Raw genomic sequence first — 17,009 nt, forward strand, 5'->3', positions numbered from 1 at the left:
ATCATGAAGCCCGGGACTATATAGCGTTAGACCGCTTTACCTGTCCTGCTTCAACAACTAGGCTCGCATGCTTAGTTTTCGGAGGCTCGTTTCTTATGTTTCAACGATTGTTCGGGATTTTCTCTCGCGATATTTCCATCGACCTGGGCACTGCCAACACGCTGATCTATGTGCGTGGTGAAGGCATTGTCCTTAATGAGCCATCCGTGGTGGCCGTGCACGTTGGCGGCGGCAGTCAACACCGCAGAGTTCTGGCCGTCGGCACCGATGCCAAACGTATGCTCGGACGCACCCCCGACAGCATTCAGGCCACCCGTCCGCTGAAAGATGGTGTGATTGCCGATTTTGTGACCACTGAAGAGATGCTTAAACAGTTTATCCGCAAAGTGCACGACCGCACCTGGGGCATTCACCCACGCATTGTGATCTGTGTGCCCTACGGCTCCACTCCGGTTGAACGCCGGGCAATCCGCGAATCCGCGCTCTCTGCAGGTGCTCGCGAGGTCTACCTGATCGAAGAGCCTATGGCGGCTGCTATCGGTGCAGGCCTGCCTGTGACTGAAGCATCCGGCTCCATGGTCGTGGACATTGGTGGCGGCACCAGTGAGATCGCCGTGATCTCCTATGGTGGCATCGTCTATTCACGCTCCGTACGTGTTGGCGGTGACAAAATGGATGAGGCGATCATCAATCACCTGCGTCGTAAATACAGCCTGCTGGTTGGTGCTCCGACTGCTGAAAGAATCAAGATGCAGCTGGGTAGTGCATTCCCTCAGGAGACACGCCGCGAGATGGAAGTTAAAGGCCGCGACCTGATCAATGGCGTGCCGAAAAATCTGCTTCTTGATGATTCTGAAATTCTTGAAGCGCTGACTGAGTCAGTCAATGCCATCATTGAAGGCGTAAAAGTCTGTCTTGAGCGCACACCACCTGAACTGGCCGCTGATATTGTCGATAAAGGCATTGTGCTGACCGGTGGCGGCGCGCTGCTGGTAGGCCTTGATCAACTGCTTCGCGAAGAGACAGGTTTGCCTGTAACCGTAGCTGAAAATCCTCTGGACTGTGTAGTGCTGGGCAGCGGCCGTGTTCTTGATGAACTGGATCGCATGCGAGGCGTCCTCTTCGAGGAGTAATTCATGCAACACGTCAGACACCGCTACAAGCTGTGGCTGATTGGCATAATCATTGTTGCGGCTCTCTTTGCCTCTGCCCGTCTCTCCGGCTCATGGCCGATGCTGGCCACCTGGCCAGTCCTTGAAGCCCTTCAGGCACCGGTGCGCTGGTGGCAGGAGTTCAACCTCTGGTTCTCGGAGAAGCAGACACTGCAGACCGATTATCTTGCCTTTCGCAAAAAAGCGGAGCAGCAGGCGTCGCTGATTCAGGAAGCCAATTCACTGCGTGAAGAGAACCGGCAGCTGCGCAGCATTCTTGATATTGCCGGCATCACCGGCTATCGCTGGCACGCCGCCAAGGTTCGCGGTCGAAGCCCTGAAGCGATGAGCCAGCGTATTCTGCTGCAGGTTCATGGTGTCTCAAAAGATGATGTGATCGTATCAAGCGAAGGGCTGGTCGGCGTTGTCGACAGCACGGCTGAAGCCCATGCCACGGTGCGCACCATCTTTGATGCCTCATTGGCTGTACCGGTCACCATTCCCGGCAGCGCTCTGGCGGCACTTGCCCGAGGACAGGGTGAAAGCCTCTCCATCGACTTTGTACCTGAAGAGTTTGTTCTGACAGCAGGACAGGTACTCTATACCAGTGGCGCAGGCGGTCTCTTTCCACCGGGCATTGCAGTAGCCCGCATCAACCGTGTAACAAGCGTACCCGGGGAGCTGTTCGTTAAAGTCTCTGCCGAGCCGGTTGCACACTGGCAACGCGATAACTGGCTGGCCGTCGCTTCACACCTTCACCAGCCTCCTGTCGTGCCACCTGTAGCACCACCCGTCGCACCATGATAGCCCTCGCCATCGCCTCACTGGCGCTATTGGGACTGAGCCTGAACCTCGCCTTCTCAACCTCACTGACGCAACCGGACTGGGCCATGGCCCTGCTGTTGGCTGGCATCCTGGCCCGTCGTCACAACTGGATATGGGTGCTGCCCGCCATTATTCTTCATGATCTGGTTCTGCACTGGTCGGTGGGCCTTAGCTCTATCGTTGTTGCCCTGATTCCTCTGGCCATGATCTATTTCGATCAGCATCTGGGGGCCGGCCTGCCGCAACGCATTGTGCTGATGACACTTGCCAGCCTCAGTCTTTTACACTGGGGCTGGGACGCCACAGCCCTGCTACTCACTCTCTGTCTCTGTGTGCCGATATGGCACCTGTTAACCGGTCTCTATGCGCAAGAACCAGCTTGAGAGCCGCCAGCGCTTTGATATGCGCATGCTTTTTTTTTATGCCGTCACGCCACTGCTTTTCGGCGGCCTTAGCCTGCACCTATTGCAGCTGCAATGGTTTCAGCATGAGGCGCTGGCGCTGCAGGCGAATGAGAACCGGCTGAATATTGTGCCGGTACTGCCGGTGCGCGGTGAGATTGTCGACGCCAATGGCGAGGGCCTTGCGATGAACAAAATCGCCTACCGGATTCTGTTGATTCCAGAGCGAGTGGATGCGCTTGATGAGGTTCTGGCATCACTCTCCGTGACCCTAGAGTGGAGCCCCGAAAAACTCGCTCACATACGCAAGCGTATTCAATCGAGCCGACCTGATCGCCCTGTACTGCTCGATGATAAACTGCAGTGGCAGCAGGTTTCACCCATTGCCGCCCGGCTTCACCACTTCTCCGGCATCGATGTTGAAGCAGGAAGCTATCGTTATTACCCCTATGGTGGTTTGACCGCCCACCTGATCGGTTATCTCTCGCTGGCTCGACAGAGCGATCTTGATGCAGGTTATCTCTCCACCGAATTCATTGGCCGCACCGGCGTTGAGAAATCGTTTGAGAGTTACCTGCACGGCAGCCCCGGCTCCCAGCAGGAGGAGGTTGATGCACGGGGTCGACGCATCTCCGTCATCAAACGATCACCTTCGGTGATGGGTAATCAGGTGCAGCTTGCACTGGATATTGATGTTCAGAAAACAGCATCAGAAGCGCTGGGTGATAGAACCGGAGCCGTTGTGGTAATCAATGTAGAGACCGGCGAAATCATCAGCATGCTGAGCCAGCCGGGTTATGATACCAACCGCTTCATTACCGGTCTTGAGTCGGTACAGTGGAATGCCTGGCTCAACAATCCGGACAAACCACTGCTTAACCGGGCAACGCAGGCCGCATATCCGCCAGCATCCACGTTTAAAATGCTCACTGGCCTTGCCGGGCTGGAGCAGCGGGCAAGTCTGGCTACCGGAGCAACCCAATGTCCCGGTTATCTGGAGCTGGCCGACCGTAACCTGCGCTGCTGGAAACGAACAGGTCATGGTAAGGTCGACATGCACTCGGCACTGGTGCACTCCTGTGATGTCTATTTCTATAAGCTTGGTGATCAGGTCGGCATGGCCGCAATCAGTGATACAGCCCAGAAGTGGGGGTTGGGTGTAAAAACAGGTATCGACCTGTCACCGGAATCGCGCGGTATTATCCCGGCTCATCGCCCCTATATGATGGCTGAGATGAGTAGCCGCTCATCCAAACGCAGACACTGGTTTCGTGGTGAAACGATGATTACTGCCATTGGTCAGGGTCAACTCACCACCACACCACTGCAGATTGCCCGCCTTGCAGCCACCATTGCCAACGGTGGCAAAGTTTTAAAACCTCAATTGCTGGCCGGCTCTAAAGCTGAGATTCAACTTCAGATCGATGTCAAACCTGAACATCTGAACACCATTCGCAAAGCGATGCGCAGTGTTGTCTCCAGCCCGGGCGGCACAGCATTCAGACCCCTGGCATCGGCGCCATGGAAGGTGGCGGGTAAAACAGGCACGGCCCAAGTGGTCAAAATGGCGCAGGATGATGAGAAGCGCACCAAACTAAGCCCCGACCAGATTCTTAAGCGGCACAAGGATCACGCCTGGTTCATGGGATATGCCCCCTATGATAACCCCAAGGTTGCTATTGCTGTATTCGTCGAACATGGCGGCCATGGTGGCAGTGATGCCGGACCCGTTGCCGCAGCGATCATCCGCACGCTTGCCGCCAAAGAGAAGGCGGCAGCACTGTGATCAGGGCACTGCGTGGTATCGACTGGATACTTCTGGCTGCGATCCTCTGTCTGATTGGATTGGGGCTGATCACCCTCTATGCCGCCGTCTATCAGGGTGATGCAGGGTTGTGGAAACGCCAGGTCATCTATCTGGGTGTTGGTTTTTCTGTATTCCTGATCCTCTGCCTGGTTCCTCTGCGTTTTCTGGGACTGGCTAGCTGGCCTTTTTATATTCTGGCGCTACTGCTGCTAGCGCTGGTGCCGCTGGTCGGCGATGTCCAGATGGGTGCCCGGCGCTGGCTCGATCTGGGGGTGATGAATCTGCAACCCTCCGAACTGATGAAGTGGGCGCTGATGTTTGTGTTGGCCAGCTGGTTTGCCAACCGTGAGGCCAATACACTACAAGATCTCGGTGTGGCACTGGCGCTGGCCATTGCACCGGCAGCCCTGATCATCATTCAGCCTGATCTGGGTACAACGCTGGTGCTGCTATTTGCGGCCACCGCGCTGCTGATTGCCTCAGGCCTGCCCTGGCGCTGGTTCGGCCTTGCCGTAACCCTCGCAGTGGCATCACTGCCACTGCTCTGGCATTTCATGCACGACTACCAGAAACAGCGCGTCTTAACCCTGTTTGATCCGCAATCCGATCCGCTGGGTGCCGGCTACCACGTGATCCAGTCGACAATTGCCATCGGTTCCGGTGGCCTGTTCGGCAAAGGCTTCCTGCAGGGAACACAGGGACGACTGCACTTCCTGCCTGAGCAGCATACCGATTTTATCTTCTCCGTACTGGCTGAAGAGGGTGGTTTTATTGCGGTCATACTCCTGCTTATGCTCTACACCATACTGATTACCCGCATTCTGATCATCAGTTATCGGGCCCATTCACGCTTCGGCTCGCTGATCTGTATCGGGGTTGCCTCGGTGTTCGTACTCTATATTACCGTCAATATCGGCATGGTTTCCGGCCTGTTGCCGGTGGTGGGGCTACCCCTACCCTTTATCAGTTATGGAGGTTCGGCGCTGGTGACCATGCTGGCTGCCCTTGGCCTGGTGATGCGAGTTGCCATAGAATCCAGAGAGCATATCCCGTGGCAACGGCCTGGCAGCCCTCTCGTCTAAGCGATCAAGGCTTAACTAAGCAGCGCGGCAACCAGAAGCGCGAACGACAGTGAGATGAATATCGTCTTTAACACTACACGCATCAACAGCTCATCAACCCGGTCATGCAGGCGTGCAGACCAGCTGGAAGCATAAGGCAGAACCAGCACAATGCCTGCCCATGCTGCCACCAGAAACTGCCACTCCGTCTGAAGCAAACCAAGCCAGTCGGGCTCCAGTGTCAGATTAAGTAGCACAGATCCCAGCGCCATGATCAGACCACACATCGCTGAGGTGCCAACTGCCTGCCTGAGGTGTACAAAACGCCTGAGCAGCGGCACCAGCATCGTGCCGCCACCAATACCGAGCAGGCCTGATACATAGCCGATAGGCCCTGAAAGAAGATGCATCAGATGCGACTGAGCTGGCCTTACCTGAGGCTGTCGACCATAATCAAAGGCCACCCATGCATTGAGGCTGGCCAGCCCAAGCAACACCCATAACTGTGGCATTTGCAGTGTGCTCCAGAGTCCCAGTGATGCCCCGATAACCAGCCCCGGCAACAGGTATACCACAGCTCGGCTATCAACATGGCCAAGACGAAAATGGGCGCGGGCAGAGAAGAAACCGGTTGCTACCACCGCCACCATGCTGGCAAAGATAAACAGCGCCATACCTTCACTGTTGTGGGTTGGCATAAAGGCATAAAACAGAGGCACATAGATCAATCCGCCACCAATTCCGGCAATTCCAGCTAACAGCCCACCGATCAGGCCTGCCCCTATACCGACAAGCATGCCGTAGATCATCAGGCCCGCATCGATTTCAGGCACCTGGGCTTATCCCGGACTACTATGTTTAAAAAGAAGGTAGGCTTGATACTCCTCCATATCCATTTTACCAAGGATATAGAGCTGCTGATCATGCAAAACCTCTGGATCGGAGATATCATGCTGTTGGTTGTGTGAATCAGCCTGTATTCGGCGCTTTTCTGATTCCAATCTGTCGACACCATTCTGCCGCTGCATCGCACTCTCCCGCCACGCTTTGTCAGAGTGATATTGATCATAACTGCCCTTACTCATAGGACACTGCTCTTTTGGTAATCACGTAACAGGCTGCAGCTATGCTGATAAACCTCTTCCACGACCTTAGCACAGGTGGACATCTGTGAAACAGTCAGGGGATGCTCATCATCTTCCCTGAGGCTGCAGATTGCCACCAGCCCACATAAGGCCATCGTGCCCGCGCTGCCTTTGAGCGAATGCAGGCGCTTGAAAAAAGCTTCCCTGTCATTTTGCGCCACAGCTAGCTTCAGTTTTTCGACATGCTCGGACCCACTGCTCTCAAAGGCGCAGATCAGCTGCTCCCTTTTTCCAGGAGCACGAATCATTGTGAAAAGTGAAGCCAGCTTCTCATCATCAAGCAGTGCTGAAGTCGTTAATCCACTGTCCATGCCAGCTACAACACCTTCTCTCATGTGCCGGGCGCTCTGCCCGGTTTAGGTTCGAACTTCAGGCAGTTGAGATTGGATACCACCTGCACTTCGTAACAGGGCAGAATGCCCGACTTGAATCCGAAAGCGCGGCAGCCGTGCGGCTTGGCCTGATCCCAGGTGATAAAATAGAAGCGGCAGCTCTGACATGGCGGTTTTTTTGGGCTTTGATCTTGAGCAGCCATCAGTCAGTCGTCCAGATCAACCTGCACCATGCCGTTCTCTACACGGATCGGAAAGGTGTCGATATTGTCATAAGCAGGCGGGGTCAATGCGCGGCCATCACGGATACAGAAGCGAGCCCCGTGGCGCGGACAGATAATCTGATCACCCTCACAGGCACCACTGGCCAGCTCACCACCGTCATGGCTACAGACATCTTCAATCGCAAAAAAGAGACCGTCGAGATTAAACACCGCAACCTCAGCATAGGCGGTGCTGACCACTTTCCGGCTTCCCGGCAGCAGTTCGCTCTCCGGCGCCACATCAATCCACTCAGCCATTTCACCCTCCAGCGGCTCGTGCCTTCAAACGCACTCAGCCCTCTTTGCCATCCAGACGAGGCCGCAATAGTAACATCGAATAGCGCACCGCAAAAACCAGAAATGCAGCGATCCAGCAGCTGCCGCTGATCAGCACTGCAATCTCAAGCCACTGTACATTGAACATCGGCAGCAGAACCCGGACCAAGGCAGCGACAACCATCAACGCGAATGCAGCAGTCATCCACGGCAGCGCCCGTATAACACGCCCGCTATGACCCAGTGCGACACGTGCCATCATACCGAGTGTAAGCATGCTGACTGTTCCAATCGTCCAGCCGTGCAGGGCATGGCCAAGAGCAATATCCAGCAGCAGCGCTGTCGCATAGAGGAGAAAGCCTGCAACCAGCCAGCCATAACCGAGATAGAGTATCCAGAGCATCGGCTCCTGCCATATGCCGGGTCTGTACCAGCGCTGCATACGCAGACCATGCAGGCCAGCAACTGCAATGGCTGCGACTGCTATCAGTAGAGGGGATGGAAGCAGCAGATTAATTGCTGCAAAGAGCAATACCGAAGGCAGTGCCAGCATCTCGACGATCCGAATCGAGTCTGTTTGGCCGCCTGTTGTTTTAGCAATGAAAAAGGGCAATACGCGCCCGGCTATCAGCACAACAATCGCAACAGATGTCAGCACAGCCAGATGTAACATCGGAGTAATTAAACCTTCGAACAGGCCAAGTTGATCGAGGTGGATACCAGCGTTGCTGGCTGCCAGCAGCAGAAGCAGGGCTGGCACCGGGTAGTTGCGAGACTGCTTCGCCTGTTTCAAATTCAGGAAAATCACCACGGCCAGCACAGGAAGAAAGAGCATATCAAGCAGGGCAAACATCTCTGGCGCCATAGGAATCACTGAAACAAGCCGTGGTATCAACCAGAGCAGTACCAGCAGTGCCAGCGGCCAGCCGGTCGGGGTCGGAAGACCTGTCCAGTTGCGCACGGCTGTGAGTAGAAACCCTGCAATCACGGCGACAGCAAAACCGAAGAGCATTTCGTGGGCATGCCAGAGTGAGAGATCAAAATAGTTGTAGTGCCAGATGCCGGTTACAAAACCACCGAGCGAGGTGACCATAAACAGAATGGCGAACCAGCCGGCAAGTAGAAAGAAGGGGCGAAACCCTAAAGCAAACGGCGCCCAGCCTTTAGGTTGTTGCGGAGTCGGTTCTATTTCGATTTTCATGTTTTTCTAACCTATTGAACATTACTGCCACGAAAGAGATGACAGCATCTTGAGTCACTTTAGAACATTCCCAATTGTAAACGTGCTTCATCAGACATCATCGAACGATCCCAGGCCGGATCAAAGACCAGCTCCACCTCAACATCGCTGACGTTATCCACAGAGAGTGTTTTAGCGCGCACATCATCGACAATGAATGGGCCCATGCCACAGCCGGGTGCTGTCAGTGTCATAACGATATCGACATGGTTGCCGCCCTCATCATCTTCAACGACATGCACATCGTAAATCAGACCCAGATCAACAATATTGACCGGGATTTCGGGATCGTAACAGGTTCTCAGTACCGCCCAGACATCCTGTTCATCCACCGGCCCGTCCACAGCTATGTGCTCATCTATTTTGGCAGCCGAGGCCGCTTTCTGCTCATCTGTTTCACCCAGCCCGAGTGCATCGGCATCTTTGCCTTCGATGCGGGCCAGATTACCGCCCACACTGACGGTATAGGTGCCGCCAAGCTCCTGCGTGATCAGTACCAGTGCCCCTGCAGGAATGGTTACCGGCGTGCCGAGTGGAATCAGGATCGCATCGACATCGCGGGTAGTTGTGATTGTATCGCCAGCACTATTCATTCTGTCTTTGCCACCTCGTCGGAATCTGTAACTGCCGACTTCAGCGTATGCCAGCAGAGTACCGCACATTTAATGCGGCTGGGAAACTCACGCACACCGGAGAGCACAGCCAGCTTACCCAGCACCTCTTCATCCGGCACCTCTTCAAGATCGGCAGTAACCATATGCTGAAACATATCAAATTTCTCAGTGAATTCTGAGAGCGGCGTCCCCTTTACAGCGTCAGTCATCAAAGAGGCTGAAGCCACAGAGATCGCGCACCCTTCACCTTCAAACGATACATCCTCAATCAAACCATCGTCGTTCACATTCAGATAGACGTGCAACCTGTCACCACAGAGTGGATTATAACCGTCCGCCTCATGGTTGAATGTTTCAAGCTTACCGTAGTTACGCGGGCTCTTGTTGTGATCAACGATCACCTGCTGATATAAATCTCTCAAATCAAACATTATCAAAACCTTTTTTCACCACAGAGGGCGCGAAGTTCACGAAGATACAAGATAATAAGCATTTGAACGCCTTAACGACAAGCAGCCCTTCGTGCTCTTCGTGACAAGGTGAATGCCGCTTGCGACAGAGAAAGTACCCTGGGGTGTTGCGCAAGAGAGCGTGCCCTGGGGTGCCTTCGTGGTAAACACTCATGCAAATATCTCCTGTGCTTTTTTCAGGGCTGCGAAGAGCGCATCCACTTCAGCTTCGGTGTTGTAAACCGAGAATGACGCGCGCGCTGTTGCCGGCACCTTGAAGAACTGCATCACCGGCATCGCACAGTGGTGACCAGCACGGATCGCTACAGCTTCACGATCAAGGATCGTACCCAGATCATGCGGATGTACACCATCGAGCACAAAGGAGAGCACACACGCCTTCTCTTTTGCCGTGCCTATCTGGCGCAAGCCCGCAAAAGCTTCCGCTTTGGCAGTGGCATAAGCCAGCAGCTCTTTCTCACGCTTCTCAATGGCTTCAAAGCCGATGCTCTGAATATATTCAATGGCTCTACCGAAACCGATAGCACCGGAAATATGAGGGGTCCCCGCCTCAAACTTGTAGGGCAGATCATTAAACTCGGTCTTATCAAAGGTGACCACGCGGATCATGTCACCACCACCCTGATAGGGGGGCATGGTTTTGAGGATACTCTCTTTGGCGATCAATACACCGATACCGGTCGGGCCATACATCTTATGCGCGCTGGTGACGTAGAAATCGACATCCAGTGCCTGCACATCAACAGCCAAATGAGCCGCAGCCTGTGCACCATCCACAAGCACTTTGGCACCGACAGCATGGGCTTTCTCAATGATAGAGCTGATCGGATTGATCGTACCCAGAGCATTGGACATGTGTACCACACCCACCAGCCTGGTGCGCTCAGAGAGTAGTTCTTCAAACGCCTCCATGATCAATTCGCCCTGCTCGTTGATCGGCACCACTTTCAAGGTCGCGCCGACATGTTCGCAGAGCATCTGCCACGGTACGATATTGGAGTGGTGCTCCATATGCGTAATCAGCACCTCATCACCGGCTTTCACATTGGCTCCGCCCCATGATGAGGCGACCAGATTGATTGCTTCGGTGGCACCGCGTGTGAAGATCACCTCACGCTCTGAACGCGCATTGAAGAACCCTGCAATGATCTTGCGCGCACCCTCATAAGCAGCGGTTGCCCGCTCAGATAAGGTGTGCACACCACGATGTACATTGGCGTTATCAGCCTCGTAGTAGTGGCTGATGGCATCAATCACACACTGCGGCTTCTGGGTTGTCGCCGCGTTATCAAGATAGACCAGCGGTTTGCCATACAACTGCTGACTTAAAACAGGAAAGTCGCTGCGAATCTTTTCAATATCGAACATAATAAAAAACCTTTTGCACCGCTAAGGACGCAAAGGTACGCAAAGGAAAGAGATCCATAAGAGTACCCCCGATCATCTAGAGAAACCAAATAGATTGAGCAAGCCATCAGATGACATACTTTCTGAGAATACCTTTGCGCCCCTTTGCGTCCTTAGCGGTGAGAAAATCATACCAGCATATCCTCAAGGCCGGAGAGGTTGGGCAGCTTGGCAAAAGCAGCCCGTTCAATATAACGGCGTATAGGCTTGCTCTTCATCTTGGCCAGAAGCTCATCGGCAAAGGCGAAGGTGAGCAGCTGTTTCGCTTCATCTTCAGAGAGTCCACGCGATTTCAGATAGAAGAGCTGATTCTTATCCAGCTGACCCACGGTTGCCCCGTGTGCACATTTCACATCATCGTTATAGATCTCAAGCTCAGGTTTGGTATCGATCTCGGCACGACCCGAGAGCAGAAGATTGGCATTGGACTGCGCCGAATCGGTTTTAACCGCACCCTTGGCCACAACAACCTTACCGTTGAATACAGCGTGGGAACGACCATCAAGCACCGTACGATAGTGTTCACGACTTCTGCAGTGCGGTGCCTCATGGGCAACACGGGTATGGTGATCAACATGCTGACGACCGGAGAGCACAAACAGGCCGTTAAGCTCAGACTCAGCGCCCGGCTCGTTAAGATCGTCCACCACATCTACGCGTGAGAGTGCAGAACCCAGCTCTACGGCATGCAGGGTATAGGAGGAGTCAGCCTTCTGATTCACCTCAACACGACCAAGATGCCACTGTTTGCTGCTCTCCAGCTGCAGACGGTAGTGCTCACATTTGGCTCCGGCTGCCAGGCGGATCGCAGTCAAACTGTTGGTCACTCCTGCCGCGCTATCGCTTCCGGCAAAGTGTTCAATAATCTCCAGCTCGGCATGTCTACCGATGGTGATGCCAGTCCTGATATGGGCAGCACCACCACTGCTGAGATTGAGTATATGCAGTGGTCGATCAAGTTTTACATTGTTTGCAACGCAGATGCAGTAGCCATCGGATGCTCTGGCGCTGTTCAAAGCGGTAACGCCACTGGCAAAAGGGGCATCACTGTCATTCAGCATCAGTTCAACGGCCGCATCGGGATCATCCTGTAACAGCGCTGCAAGCGGGGTAATGGTGATCGCATCAGGAATTTCAGATGCAGCAAGATCAACCACACCATTACTGATCACCAGACGATAGGCGTGAAGATCGGGAATCAGATAGTCATCGGCTGAAACGGCTTCGCCAGCCTCAGCGTTCCACCATGACTCGCCGAGCACAGCAGCAATGCGTGAGAGATCGGTATATTTCCAATCCTCATCGCGTGTTGTCGGCAGCCCGTCGACCTCAAAGGCGCGCCAGGCCGACTCTCTGATTGAATTCAAAGCATTACTCATTTTCTAAGCCCTTGATGAACGAGGATTTTGCTTCCAGGCAAGGCGAGCTGTGGCCGAGCAGTGCAGCATATGTGCCAATATGTGAACCGCGCAGGACGCGGCTCAACGCAGCATGGGAGGAAAAGCCGAAGTTAAGCATGGGCTTCGGCGCGAACCCAGTCATAACCGCGCTCCTCCAGCTCCAGTGCCAGATCCTTATTGCCGGTTTTGAGAATCTGACCATCGACCAGTACGTGCACGAGATCGGGTTTAATATAATCAAGCAGGCGCTGGTAGTGGGTTACCATCACCACCGAACGGTCAGGCGCACGCAAGGTGTTCACGCCTTTGGCGACAATACGCAAGGCATCGATATCAAGGCCGGAATCGGTCTCATCAAGCAGTGCCAGTGACGGCTCAAGCACGGCCATCTGGAAAATCTCGTTACGTTTCTTCTCGCCACCGGAGAAACCTTCATTCACACCACGCGAGAGGAATGACTGGTCAAGCTCAACCAGTTTGGCCTTCTCTTTCACCAGCTGCATGAACTCCATCGCATCGAGCTCCTGCTCACCCTGATGTTTACGACGGGCATTCACGCCCGCTTTCAGCAGGTAGGTGTTGTTCACACCGGGAATCTCAACCGGGTACTGGAAGGCAAGGAACACGCCTTCCCAGGCGCGCTCTTCCGGACGCATCTCCAGCAGATCTTTACCTTTGTAGGTAATTGATCCCTTGGTCACTTCATAACCATCGCGGCCGGCAATCACATTGGAGAGGGTCGATTTACCGGAGCCGTTCGGGCCCATGATGGCATGCACTTCACCATCGCCGATCTCCAGATTGATCCCCTTCAGGATCTCTTTGCCGCCTACTGAAACATGTAAATTCTCAATCTTTATCATCATGAATACCTTTTATTACCACAGAGGGCACGAAGATCGCGAAGAAAAAACATAATGACTTCGTGTGCTTCGTGTACTTCGTGGTTCATCTTTTTATCCTACTGCGCCTTCGAGAGAGACTTCCATCAGTCGATTCGCCTCTACGGCGAACTCCATCGGCAGTTCATTAAATACATCTTTGCAGAAACCATTCACAATCATATTCACCGCATCCTCTTCCGAGATACCACGGCTCTGACAGTAGAAGAGCTGGTCTTCGCCAATCTTTGAGGTGGTCGCCTCATGCTCCATGGTGGCCGTGGCATTCTTCACCTCCACGTAAGGGAAGGTATGCGCCCCTGACTTGTCACCGATCAGCAGTGAATCGCACTGGGTATAGTTGCGCGCGTTGTCGGCATCTTTACCAATCTTCACCAGACCACGATAGGACTGATTGCCACGCCCTGCCGAGATACCCTTGGAGACAATCGTGCTGCGGGTGTTTTTACCGATATGAATCATCTTGGTACCGGTATCAGCCTGCTGGCACATCTTGGTCAGTGCCACCGAGTAGAACTCACCCACCGAGTGATCACCACGCAACACACAACTTGGATATTTCCAGGTGATGGCACTACCTGTCTCCACCTGTGTCCAGCTCACCTTGGCACGATGGCCACGGCAATCGGCACGTTTGGTCACAAAGTTGTAGATACCACCCAGACCATTCTCATCACCCGGATACCAGTTCTGTACGGTTGAGTATTTGATCTGCGCATCATCCATCGCCACCAGCTCAACCACAGCCGCATGCAGCTGGTTCTCATCGCGCTGCGGTGCCGTGCACCCCTCAAGATAAGAGACGTAAGAGCGCTCATCAGCAATGATCAGGGTACGTTCAAACTGGCCTGTATTCATCGCATTGATGCGGAAATAGGTGGAGAGCTCCATCGGACAGCGCACACCCTTGGGGATATAGACAAACGAACCATCGGTAAAAACGGCTGAATTCAGGGCTGCGAAATAGTTGTCACCGGCAGGCACAACGGTGCCGAGATACTTCTGCACCAGTTCAGGATAATCACGCACTGCTTCGGAGATCGGACAGAAGATCACACCGGCATCCTTGAGCTTGCCTTTGAATGTCGTGGCCACTGATACCGAATCAAACACCGCATCCACAGCAACACCGGCCAACCACTCCTGCTCACGCAGTGGAATGCCCAGTTTTTCATAGGTCTCCAGCAGTTTCGGATCAACTTCATCAAGGCTTTTGGGCCCATCCTTCATCGATTTCGGTGCCGAGTAGTAGGAGACCGCCTGATAATCGATCGGCGGATAAGTCACATGCGCCCAGTGCGGTTCTGTCATGGTTTGCCAGTGGCGAAATGCCTCCAGCCGCCAGTTAAGCAGCCACTCCGGCTCCTCTTTCATAGCTGAGATATGGCGAACCACATCCTCATTAAGACCCGGCGGCAGGGTGTCGGCTTCAATATCGGAGACAAAACCTGCCTCATACTCGCGCGATGCATGCTCTTGGGCCGAGATTTCGACTTTCTCTTCGTTTTTCACTTCACTCATTAGTGCACCTTCGAGATGGCGATACCGCGCTGCAGGCGGAAGATCGGGATGAAATCCTGCTCGGTCATATCGGCCAGCGAGATATCCTGCAGTGCCTGACGCACAGCCTGATTGATCCGCTTCCAGTTGTTGCTGGTGGAGCAGACATCGTGCTGATCACAGCTGCTGTCATCGAGATTGCATTCGGTCAGGGCAATGGAACCCTCAAACACATTGATAATATCACGTACGTTGATTTCGGTGGCAGGCCGGGTGAGGCGATAACCGCCTTTGGCACCACGCGTGGAGTCGAGCAGCCCTTCATGCAGAAGCATCTGCAAAATCTTGCTGACGGTCGGTGATGGAATACGGGTAATCTCCGCAAGCTCCCCGGCGGTAAAACGCTCCTGCTCGGACGACACCATACGTGTCATCAGCAGAATGCCGTAGTCCGTCAATTTGGTCAGTCTGAGCATGGCGACTCCTTCAAATACTGAACAGGCTCGCTCTGAGCCTTGAGAAGTGGCCAACAAAAAAGGCCGCCTCCATTAAAGGCGACCATTCTAGTCCGGTTTAGATACCGGATCAATATGGTACAAATTAGGGTTATTCAGTAACCGGAAGGAAAAAGAGCATAATTAGCCCCAATCGCAATCTTCCCACGCATCATCATCGTCTCCACCAAACGGTGGAATGCCGATCAGAAATTCCAGTTCCGACATCGGGATATGCGCATTGCGCTCGCTTACCCATTTCATAAATTCAAATCGTGCAGACGACGGGTTCAATCTTTCAGGTGTCAATTCACTCTCCTTCTTTTCACTTGTTGCGATGAAGAATAGAAAGAAGTGAGTCACCCTTATGTCAGCCTCAAGACAGCCCTATGACAGGCTGAGCTTTCTATTCGTGATGCGCCATCTGGTGAGATGCGCCGAACTGGATCCGGAGGCCGTAGACCCAGACGTTGCCGAAAACATCTGCAGGGGCTGCAGCTGAAAGATTGTTGGCATTGTGGTGATACTGGATATCCGGGCTGATGGCGATCTCATCGGTGATCTGCCAGCGATAGTAGATCTCGGCGACTGTGCTGTTGGCACCGCTGTTTGGCGCCAGTGAGGTTTTATAATCATTGAGCAGACCGGAGTGGGCGACTCCAGCACCGAAAGCGTGCTGCTCATTGATGCTGTATTCAGTGGAGAGTGAGGCGAAGCTGTTCACGCCGCCGGTGATATCGGTTTTACCATTGTTGAAACCGACACGTGCAGACCACGCGAGATCACCCACTACGCCATCAATATTCGCATAACCACCAAGCGTAGATCTATCATTGCCTGCGCCATCATAGCGGGTCGCTTCCGTTGAGCTGTGCCAGCCACCCATGGTTAGCAGAGCACCATCCTGCGAGAGCGGCAGACGCAGCTCAACCAGAGAGAAGAGCCCTTTTCGTTCGCCGGTTGGCGTGTTGCCAAACTTGAATAGCTGACTGTAGTTGCCGCGCGGATTATCACCCAGGCCATAGGCATTGGCGGTCAGGGCTGTGAGCTGGATGCCCGCTTCTTCACCATAGTTGAATACGATAGCAGGGGTGTAGTCGGGAAAAGCGATGGTCGGGTTATTCACCAGCGCGTCCGCCAGAAACTGCGACCCCTCATCATTAGCTGTAGCCGTAGCATCGGCAAAAGCGCTTAGATCCATCACACCGATGTTGGTGTTCAGTGCGCCAATATCGAAACCAAATGAGATTTCTGATAACTGCACCCTGCCCTTGCCTGCCGGTGTGGCGGCTGTGCCTGCATCGGCATTGGCACCGCCAACAAGGCTGGATGCCGAGATATCAGCCGTGGATGCGCCTTCGCCGTAGAGATGCAGGGTGCCGAAACCAAGGTCGGCATCGATCACCAGATCAAGACTGCCTATGATGTCTTTGTTGATATCGCCATTGTGCTTGCTGATCTGCTGACCCACGATGGTGGAACCCAGTTCGATGCTGATGCCATCGTCTCCAAATATTTCACCTGCGCTAACTGCATGGCTGCCAACCAGCATGGTTGCAGCAAGCGCCAACATGGGGAGAAGCCGCTGCATTCGGGAGGTGGCAGCGCCATGCAGTCTGATATCACCACGTTTCATGGCGCAATCATTGGAACATTTCACGCTGTTTGCAAATCCAAGCCTCAGATTGATTCAGAAGACGATCTCCACCCTTCTTCTGAAT

Annotated in this window: 20 protein-coding genes; 5 read left to right on the top strand and 15 right to left on the bottom strand. The window is 53.8% G+C overall.

Going from position 1 to position 17,009, the window contains the following annotated elements; translation table 11 throughout:
* The first annotated feature begins 95 nt into the window (after window positions 1-95).
* The 5 genes from F3F96_RS06940 to rodA are packed head-to-tail and all read left to right on the top strand — an operon-like array spanning window position 96 to window position 5,266.
* Window positions 96-1,133 (top strand): rod shape-determining protein, encoded by a 1,038-nt coding sequence (locus F3F96_RS06940; RefSeq protein ID WP_176962540.1) that lies wholly within the window; start codon window positions 96-98, stop codon window positions 1,131-1,133.
* 3 nt (window positions 1,134-1,136) lie between these two features.
* Complete coding sequence (mreC, locus tag F3F96_RS06945; protein ID WP_176962541.1) at window positions 1,137-1,955, top strand: rod shape-determining protein MreC; 819 nt, start codon at window positions 1,137-1,139, stop codon at window positions 1,953-1,955.
* On the top strand, window positions 1,952-2,359 hold the full coding sequence (locus F3F96_RS06950; protein ID WP_176962542.1) for a hypothetical protein: 408 nt from the start codon (window positions 1,952-1,954) through the stop codon (window positions 2,357-2,359). Before mreC ends, F3F96_RS06950 begins: the two co-directional genes overlap by 4 nt.
* Window positions 2,340-4,163, top strand: a complete 1,824-nt coding sequence (gene mrdA, locus F3F96_RS06955; RefSeq protein ID WP_176962543.1) for a penicillin-binding protein 2 — start codon at window positions 2,340-2,342, stop codon at window positions 4,161-4,163. Before F3F96_RS06950 ends, mrdA begins: the two co-directional genes overlap by 20 nt.
* Window positions 4,160-5,266 (top strand): rod shape-determining protein RodA, encoded by a 1,107-nt coding sequence (gene rodA, locus F3F96_RS06960; RefSeq protein ID WP_370465512.1) that lies wholly within the window; start codon window positions 4,160-4,162, stop codon window positions 5,264-5,266. The genes mrdA and rodA overlap by 4 nt, the downstream gene beginning before the upstream one ends.
* Window positions 5,267-5,277: 11 nt before the next feature.
* Here rodA and F3F96_RS06965 read toward each other — a convergent pair whose 3' ends face one another.
* The 15 genes from F3F96_RS06965 to F3F96_RS07035 form a co-directional block, all read right to left on the bottom strand.
* On the bottom strand, window positions 5,278-6,078 hold the full coding sequence (locus tag F3F96_RS06965) for a sulfite exporter TauE/SafE family protein (protein WP_370465513.1): 801 nt from the start codon (window positions 6,076-6,078) through the stop codon (window positions 5,278-5,280).
* Between the two features lie 6 nt (window positions 6,079-6,084).
* Window positions 6,085-6,330 (bottom strand): hypothetical protein, encoded by a 246-nt coding sequence (locus tag F3F96_RS06970; protein ID WP_176962544.1) that lies wholly within the window; start codon window positions 6,328-6,330, stop codon window positions 6,085-6,087.
* Window positions 6,327-6,701, bottom strand: a complete 375-nt coding sequence (locus tag F3F96_RS06975) for an Hpt domain-containing protein (RefSeq protein ID WP_176962545.1) — start codon at window positions 6,699-6,701, stop codon at window positions 6,327-6,329. The genes F3F96_RS06970 and F3F96_RS06975 overlap by 4 nt, the downstream gene beginning before the upstream one ends.
* 20 nt (window positions 6,702-6,721) lie before the next feature.
* Window positions 6,722-6,925, bottom strand: a complete 204-nt coding sequence (locus tag F3F96_RS06980) for a uracil-DNA glycosylase (RefSeq protein WP_176962546.1) — start codon at window positions 6,923-6,925, stop codon at window positions 6,722-6,724.
* A gap of 3 nt (window positions 6,926-6,928) precedes the next feature.
* Complete coding sequence (locus F3F96_RS06985) at window positions 6,929-7,243, bottom strand: non-heme iron oxygenase ferredoxin subunit (RefSeq protein ID WP_176962547.1); 315 nt, start codon at window positions 7,241-7,243, stop codon at window positions 6,929-6,931.
* 34 nt (window positions 7,244-7,277) lie between these two features.
* Complete coding sequence (locus tag F3F96_RS06990) at window positions 7,278-8,462, bottom strand: NnrS family protein (RefSeq protein ID WP_176962548.1); 1,185 nt, start codon at window positions 8,460-8,462, stop codon at window positions 7,278-7,280.
* Window positions 8,463-8,521: 59 nt separating this feature from the next.
* Entirely contained in the window at window positions 8,522-9,094 is a 573-nt protein-coding gene (gene sufT / locus F3F96_RS06995) for a putative Fe-S cluster assembly protein SufT (RefSeq protein WP_176962549.1), read from the bottom strand.
* Window positions 9,091-9,546, bottom strand: coding sequence for a Fe-S cluster assembly sulfur transfer protein SufU (gene sufU / locus F3F96_RS07000; RefSeq protein ID WP_176962550.1), 456 nt, complete (start codon window positions 9,544-9,546; stop codon window positions 9,091-9,093). Before sufU ends, sufT begins: the two co-directional genes overlap by 4 nt.
* 189 nt (window positions 9,547-9,735) lie before the next feature.
* The gene (locus F3F96_RS07005) at window positions 9,736-10,953 is read right to left on the bottom strand and encodes an aminotransferase class V-fold PLP-dependent enzyme (protein ID WP_176962551.1); all 1,218 of its coding nucleotides are present in this window, start codon (window positions 10,951-10,953) and stop codon (window positions 9,736-9,738) included.
* Window positions 10,954-11,120: 167 nt separating this feature from the next.
* The gene (gene sufD / locus F3F96_RS07010) at window positions 11,121-12,359 is read right to left on the bottom strand and encodes a Fe-S cluster assembly protein SufD (RefSeq protein ID WP_241697711.1); all 1,239 of its coding nucleotides are present in this window, start codon (window positions 12,357-12,359) and stop codon (window positions 11,121-11,123) included.
* Window positions 12,360-12,363: 4 nt separating this feature from the next.
* Complete coding sequence (locus tag F3F96_RS07015; RefSeq protein ID WP_176962518.1) at window positions 12,364-12,534, bottom strand: hypothetical protein; 171 nt, start codon at window positions 12,532-12,534, stop codon at window positions 12,364-12,366.
* Window positions 12,503-13,255: a Fe-S cluster assembly ATPase SufC gene (sufC, locus tag F3F96_RS07020; RefSeq protein ID WP_176962739.1), complete on the bottom strand. Its 753-nt coding sequence runs from the start codon at window positions 13,253-13,255 to the stop codon at window positions 12,503-12,505. The genes F3F96_RS07015 and sufC overlap by 32 nt, the downstream gene beginning before the upstream one ends.
* Before the next feature lie 93 nt (window positions 13,256-13,348).
* The gene (sufB, locus tag F3F96_RS07025; RefSeq protein WP_176962553.1) at window positions 13,349-14,815 is read right to left on the bottom strand and encodes a Fe-S cluster assembly protein SufB; all 1,467 of its coding nucleotides are present in this window, start codon (window positions 14,813-14,815) and stop codon (window positions 13,349-13,351) included.
* Window positions 14,815-15,270, bottom strand: a complete 456-nt coding sequence (locus F3F96_RS07030; protein WP_176957409.1) for an SUF system Fe-S cluster assembly regulator — start codon at window positions 15,268-15,270, stop codon at window positions 14,815-14,817. Before F3F96_RS07030 ends, sufB begins: the two co-directional genes overlap by 1 nt.
* Window positions 15,271-15,694: 424 nt before the next feature.
* Window positions 15,695-16,924 carry a carbohydrate porin gene (locus tag F3F96_RS07035; RefSeq protein WP_176962554.1) on the bottom strand — a complete coding sequence of 410 codons (1,230 nt, stop codon included), beginning with the start codon at window positions 16,922-16,924 and terminating at the stop codon, window positions 15,695-15,697.
* Window positions 16,925-17,009: the final 85 nt, after the last annotated feature.

It is taken from the genome of Mariprofundus sp. NF, from assembly GCF_013387455.1.
Classification (GTDB): Bacteria; Pseudomonadota; Zetaproteobacteria; order Mariprofundales; family Mariprofundaceae; genus Mariprofundus.

What these genes read in the sequence shown, in the direction of transcription:
- F3F96_RS07005 (WP_176962551.1), bottom strand. Translation starts at nt 10,953, where the DNA reads ATGTTCGATATTGAAAAGATTCGCAGCGACTTTCCTGTTTTAAGTCAG.
- mreC (WP_176962541.1), top strand. Translation starts at nt 1,137, where the DNA reads ATGCAACACGTCAGACACCGCTACAAGCTGTGGCTGATTGGCATAATC.
- F3F96_RS06940 (WP_176962540.1), top strand. Translation starts at nt 96, where the DNA reads ATGTTTCAACGATTGTTCGGGATTTTCTCTCGCGATATTTCCATCGAC.
- F3F96_RS06975 (WP_176962545.1), bottom strand. Translation starts at nt 6,701, where the DNA reads ATGGACAGTGGATTAACGACTTCAGCACTGCTTGATGATGAGAAGCTG.
- F3F96_RS07030 (WP_176957409.1), bottom strand. Translation starts at nt 15,270, where the DNA reads ATGCTCAGACTGACCAAATTGACGGACTACGGCATTCTGCTGATGACA.
- F3F96_RS06970 (WP_176962544.1), bottom strand. Translation starts at nt 6,330, where the DNA reads ATGAGTAAGGGCAGTTATGATCAATATCACTCTGACAAAGCGTGGCGG.
- F3F96_RS06990 (WP_176962548.1), bottom strand. Translation starts at nt 8,462, where the DNA reads ATGAAAATCGAAATAGAACCGACTCCGCAACAACCTAAAGGCTGGGCG.
- F3F96_RS06985 (WP_176962547.1), bottom strand. Translation starts at nt 7,243, where the DNA reads ATGGCTGAGTGGATTGATGTGGCGCCGGAGAGCGAACTGCTGCCGGGA.
- F3F96_RS06950 (WP_176962542.1), top strand. Translation starts at nt 1,952, where the DNA reads ATGATAGCCCTCGCCATCGCCTCACTGGCGCTATTGGGACTGAGCCTG.
- sufC (WP_176962739.1), bottom strand. Translation starts at nt 13,255, where the DNA reads ATGATAAAGATTGAGAATTTACATGTTTCAGTAGGCGGCAAAGAGATC.
- mrdA (WP_176962543.1), top strand. Translation starts at nt 2,340, where the DNA reads ATGCGCAAGAACCAGCTTGAGAGCCGCCAGCGCTTTGATATGCGCATG.
- F3F96_RS07015 (WP_176962518.1), bottom strand. Translation starts at nt 12,534, where the DNA reads ATGACTGGGTTCGCGCCGAAGCCCATGCTTAACTTCGGCTTTTCCTCC.
- F3F96_RS07035 (WP_176962554.1), bottom strand. Translation starts at nt 16,924, where the DNA reads ATGAAACGTGGTGATATCAGACTGCATGGCGCTGCCACCTCCCGAATG.
- sufT (WP_176962549.1), bottom strand. Translation starts at nt 9,094, where the DNA reads ATGAATAGTGCTGGCGATACAATCACAACTACCCGCGATGTCGATGCG.
- sufU (WP_176962550.1), bottom strand. Translation starts at nt 9,546, where the DNA reads ATGTTTGATTTGAGAGATTTATATCAGCAGGTGATCGTTGATCACAAC.
- F3F96_RS06980 (WP_176962546.1), bottom strand. Translation starts at nt 6,925, where the DNA reads ATGGCTGCTCAAGATCAAAGCCCAAAAAAACCGCCATGTCAGAGCTGC.
- sufB (WP_176962553.1), bottom strand. Translation starts at nt 14,815, where the DNA reads ATGAGTGAAGTGAAAAACGAAGAGAAAGTCGAAATCTCGGCCCAAGAG.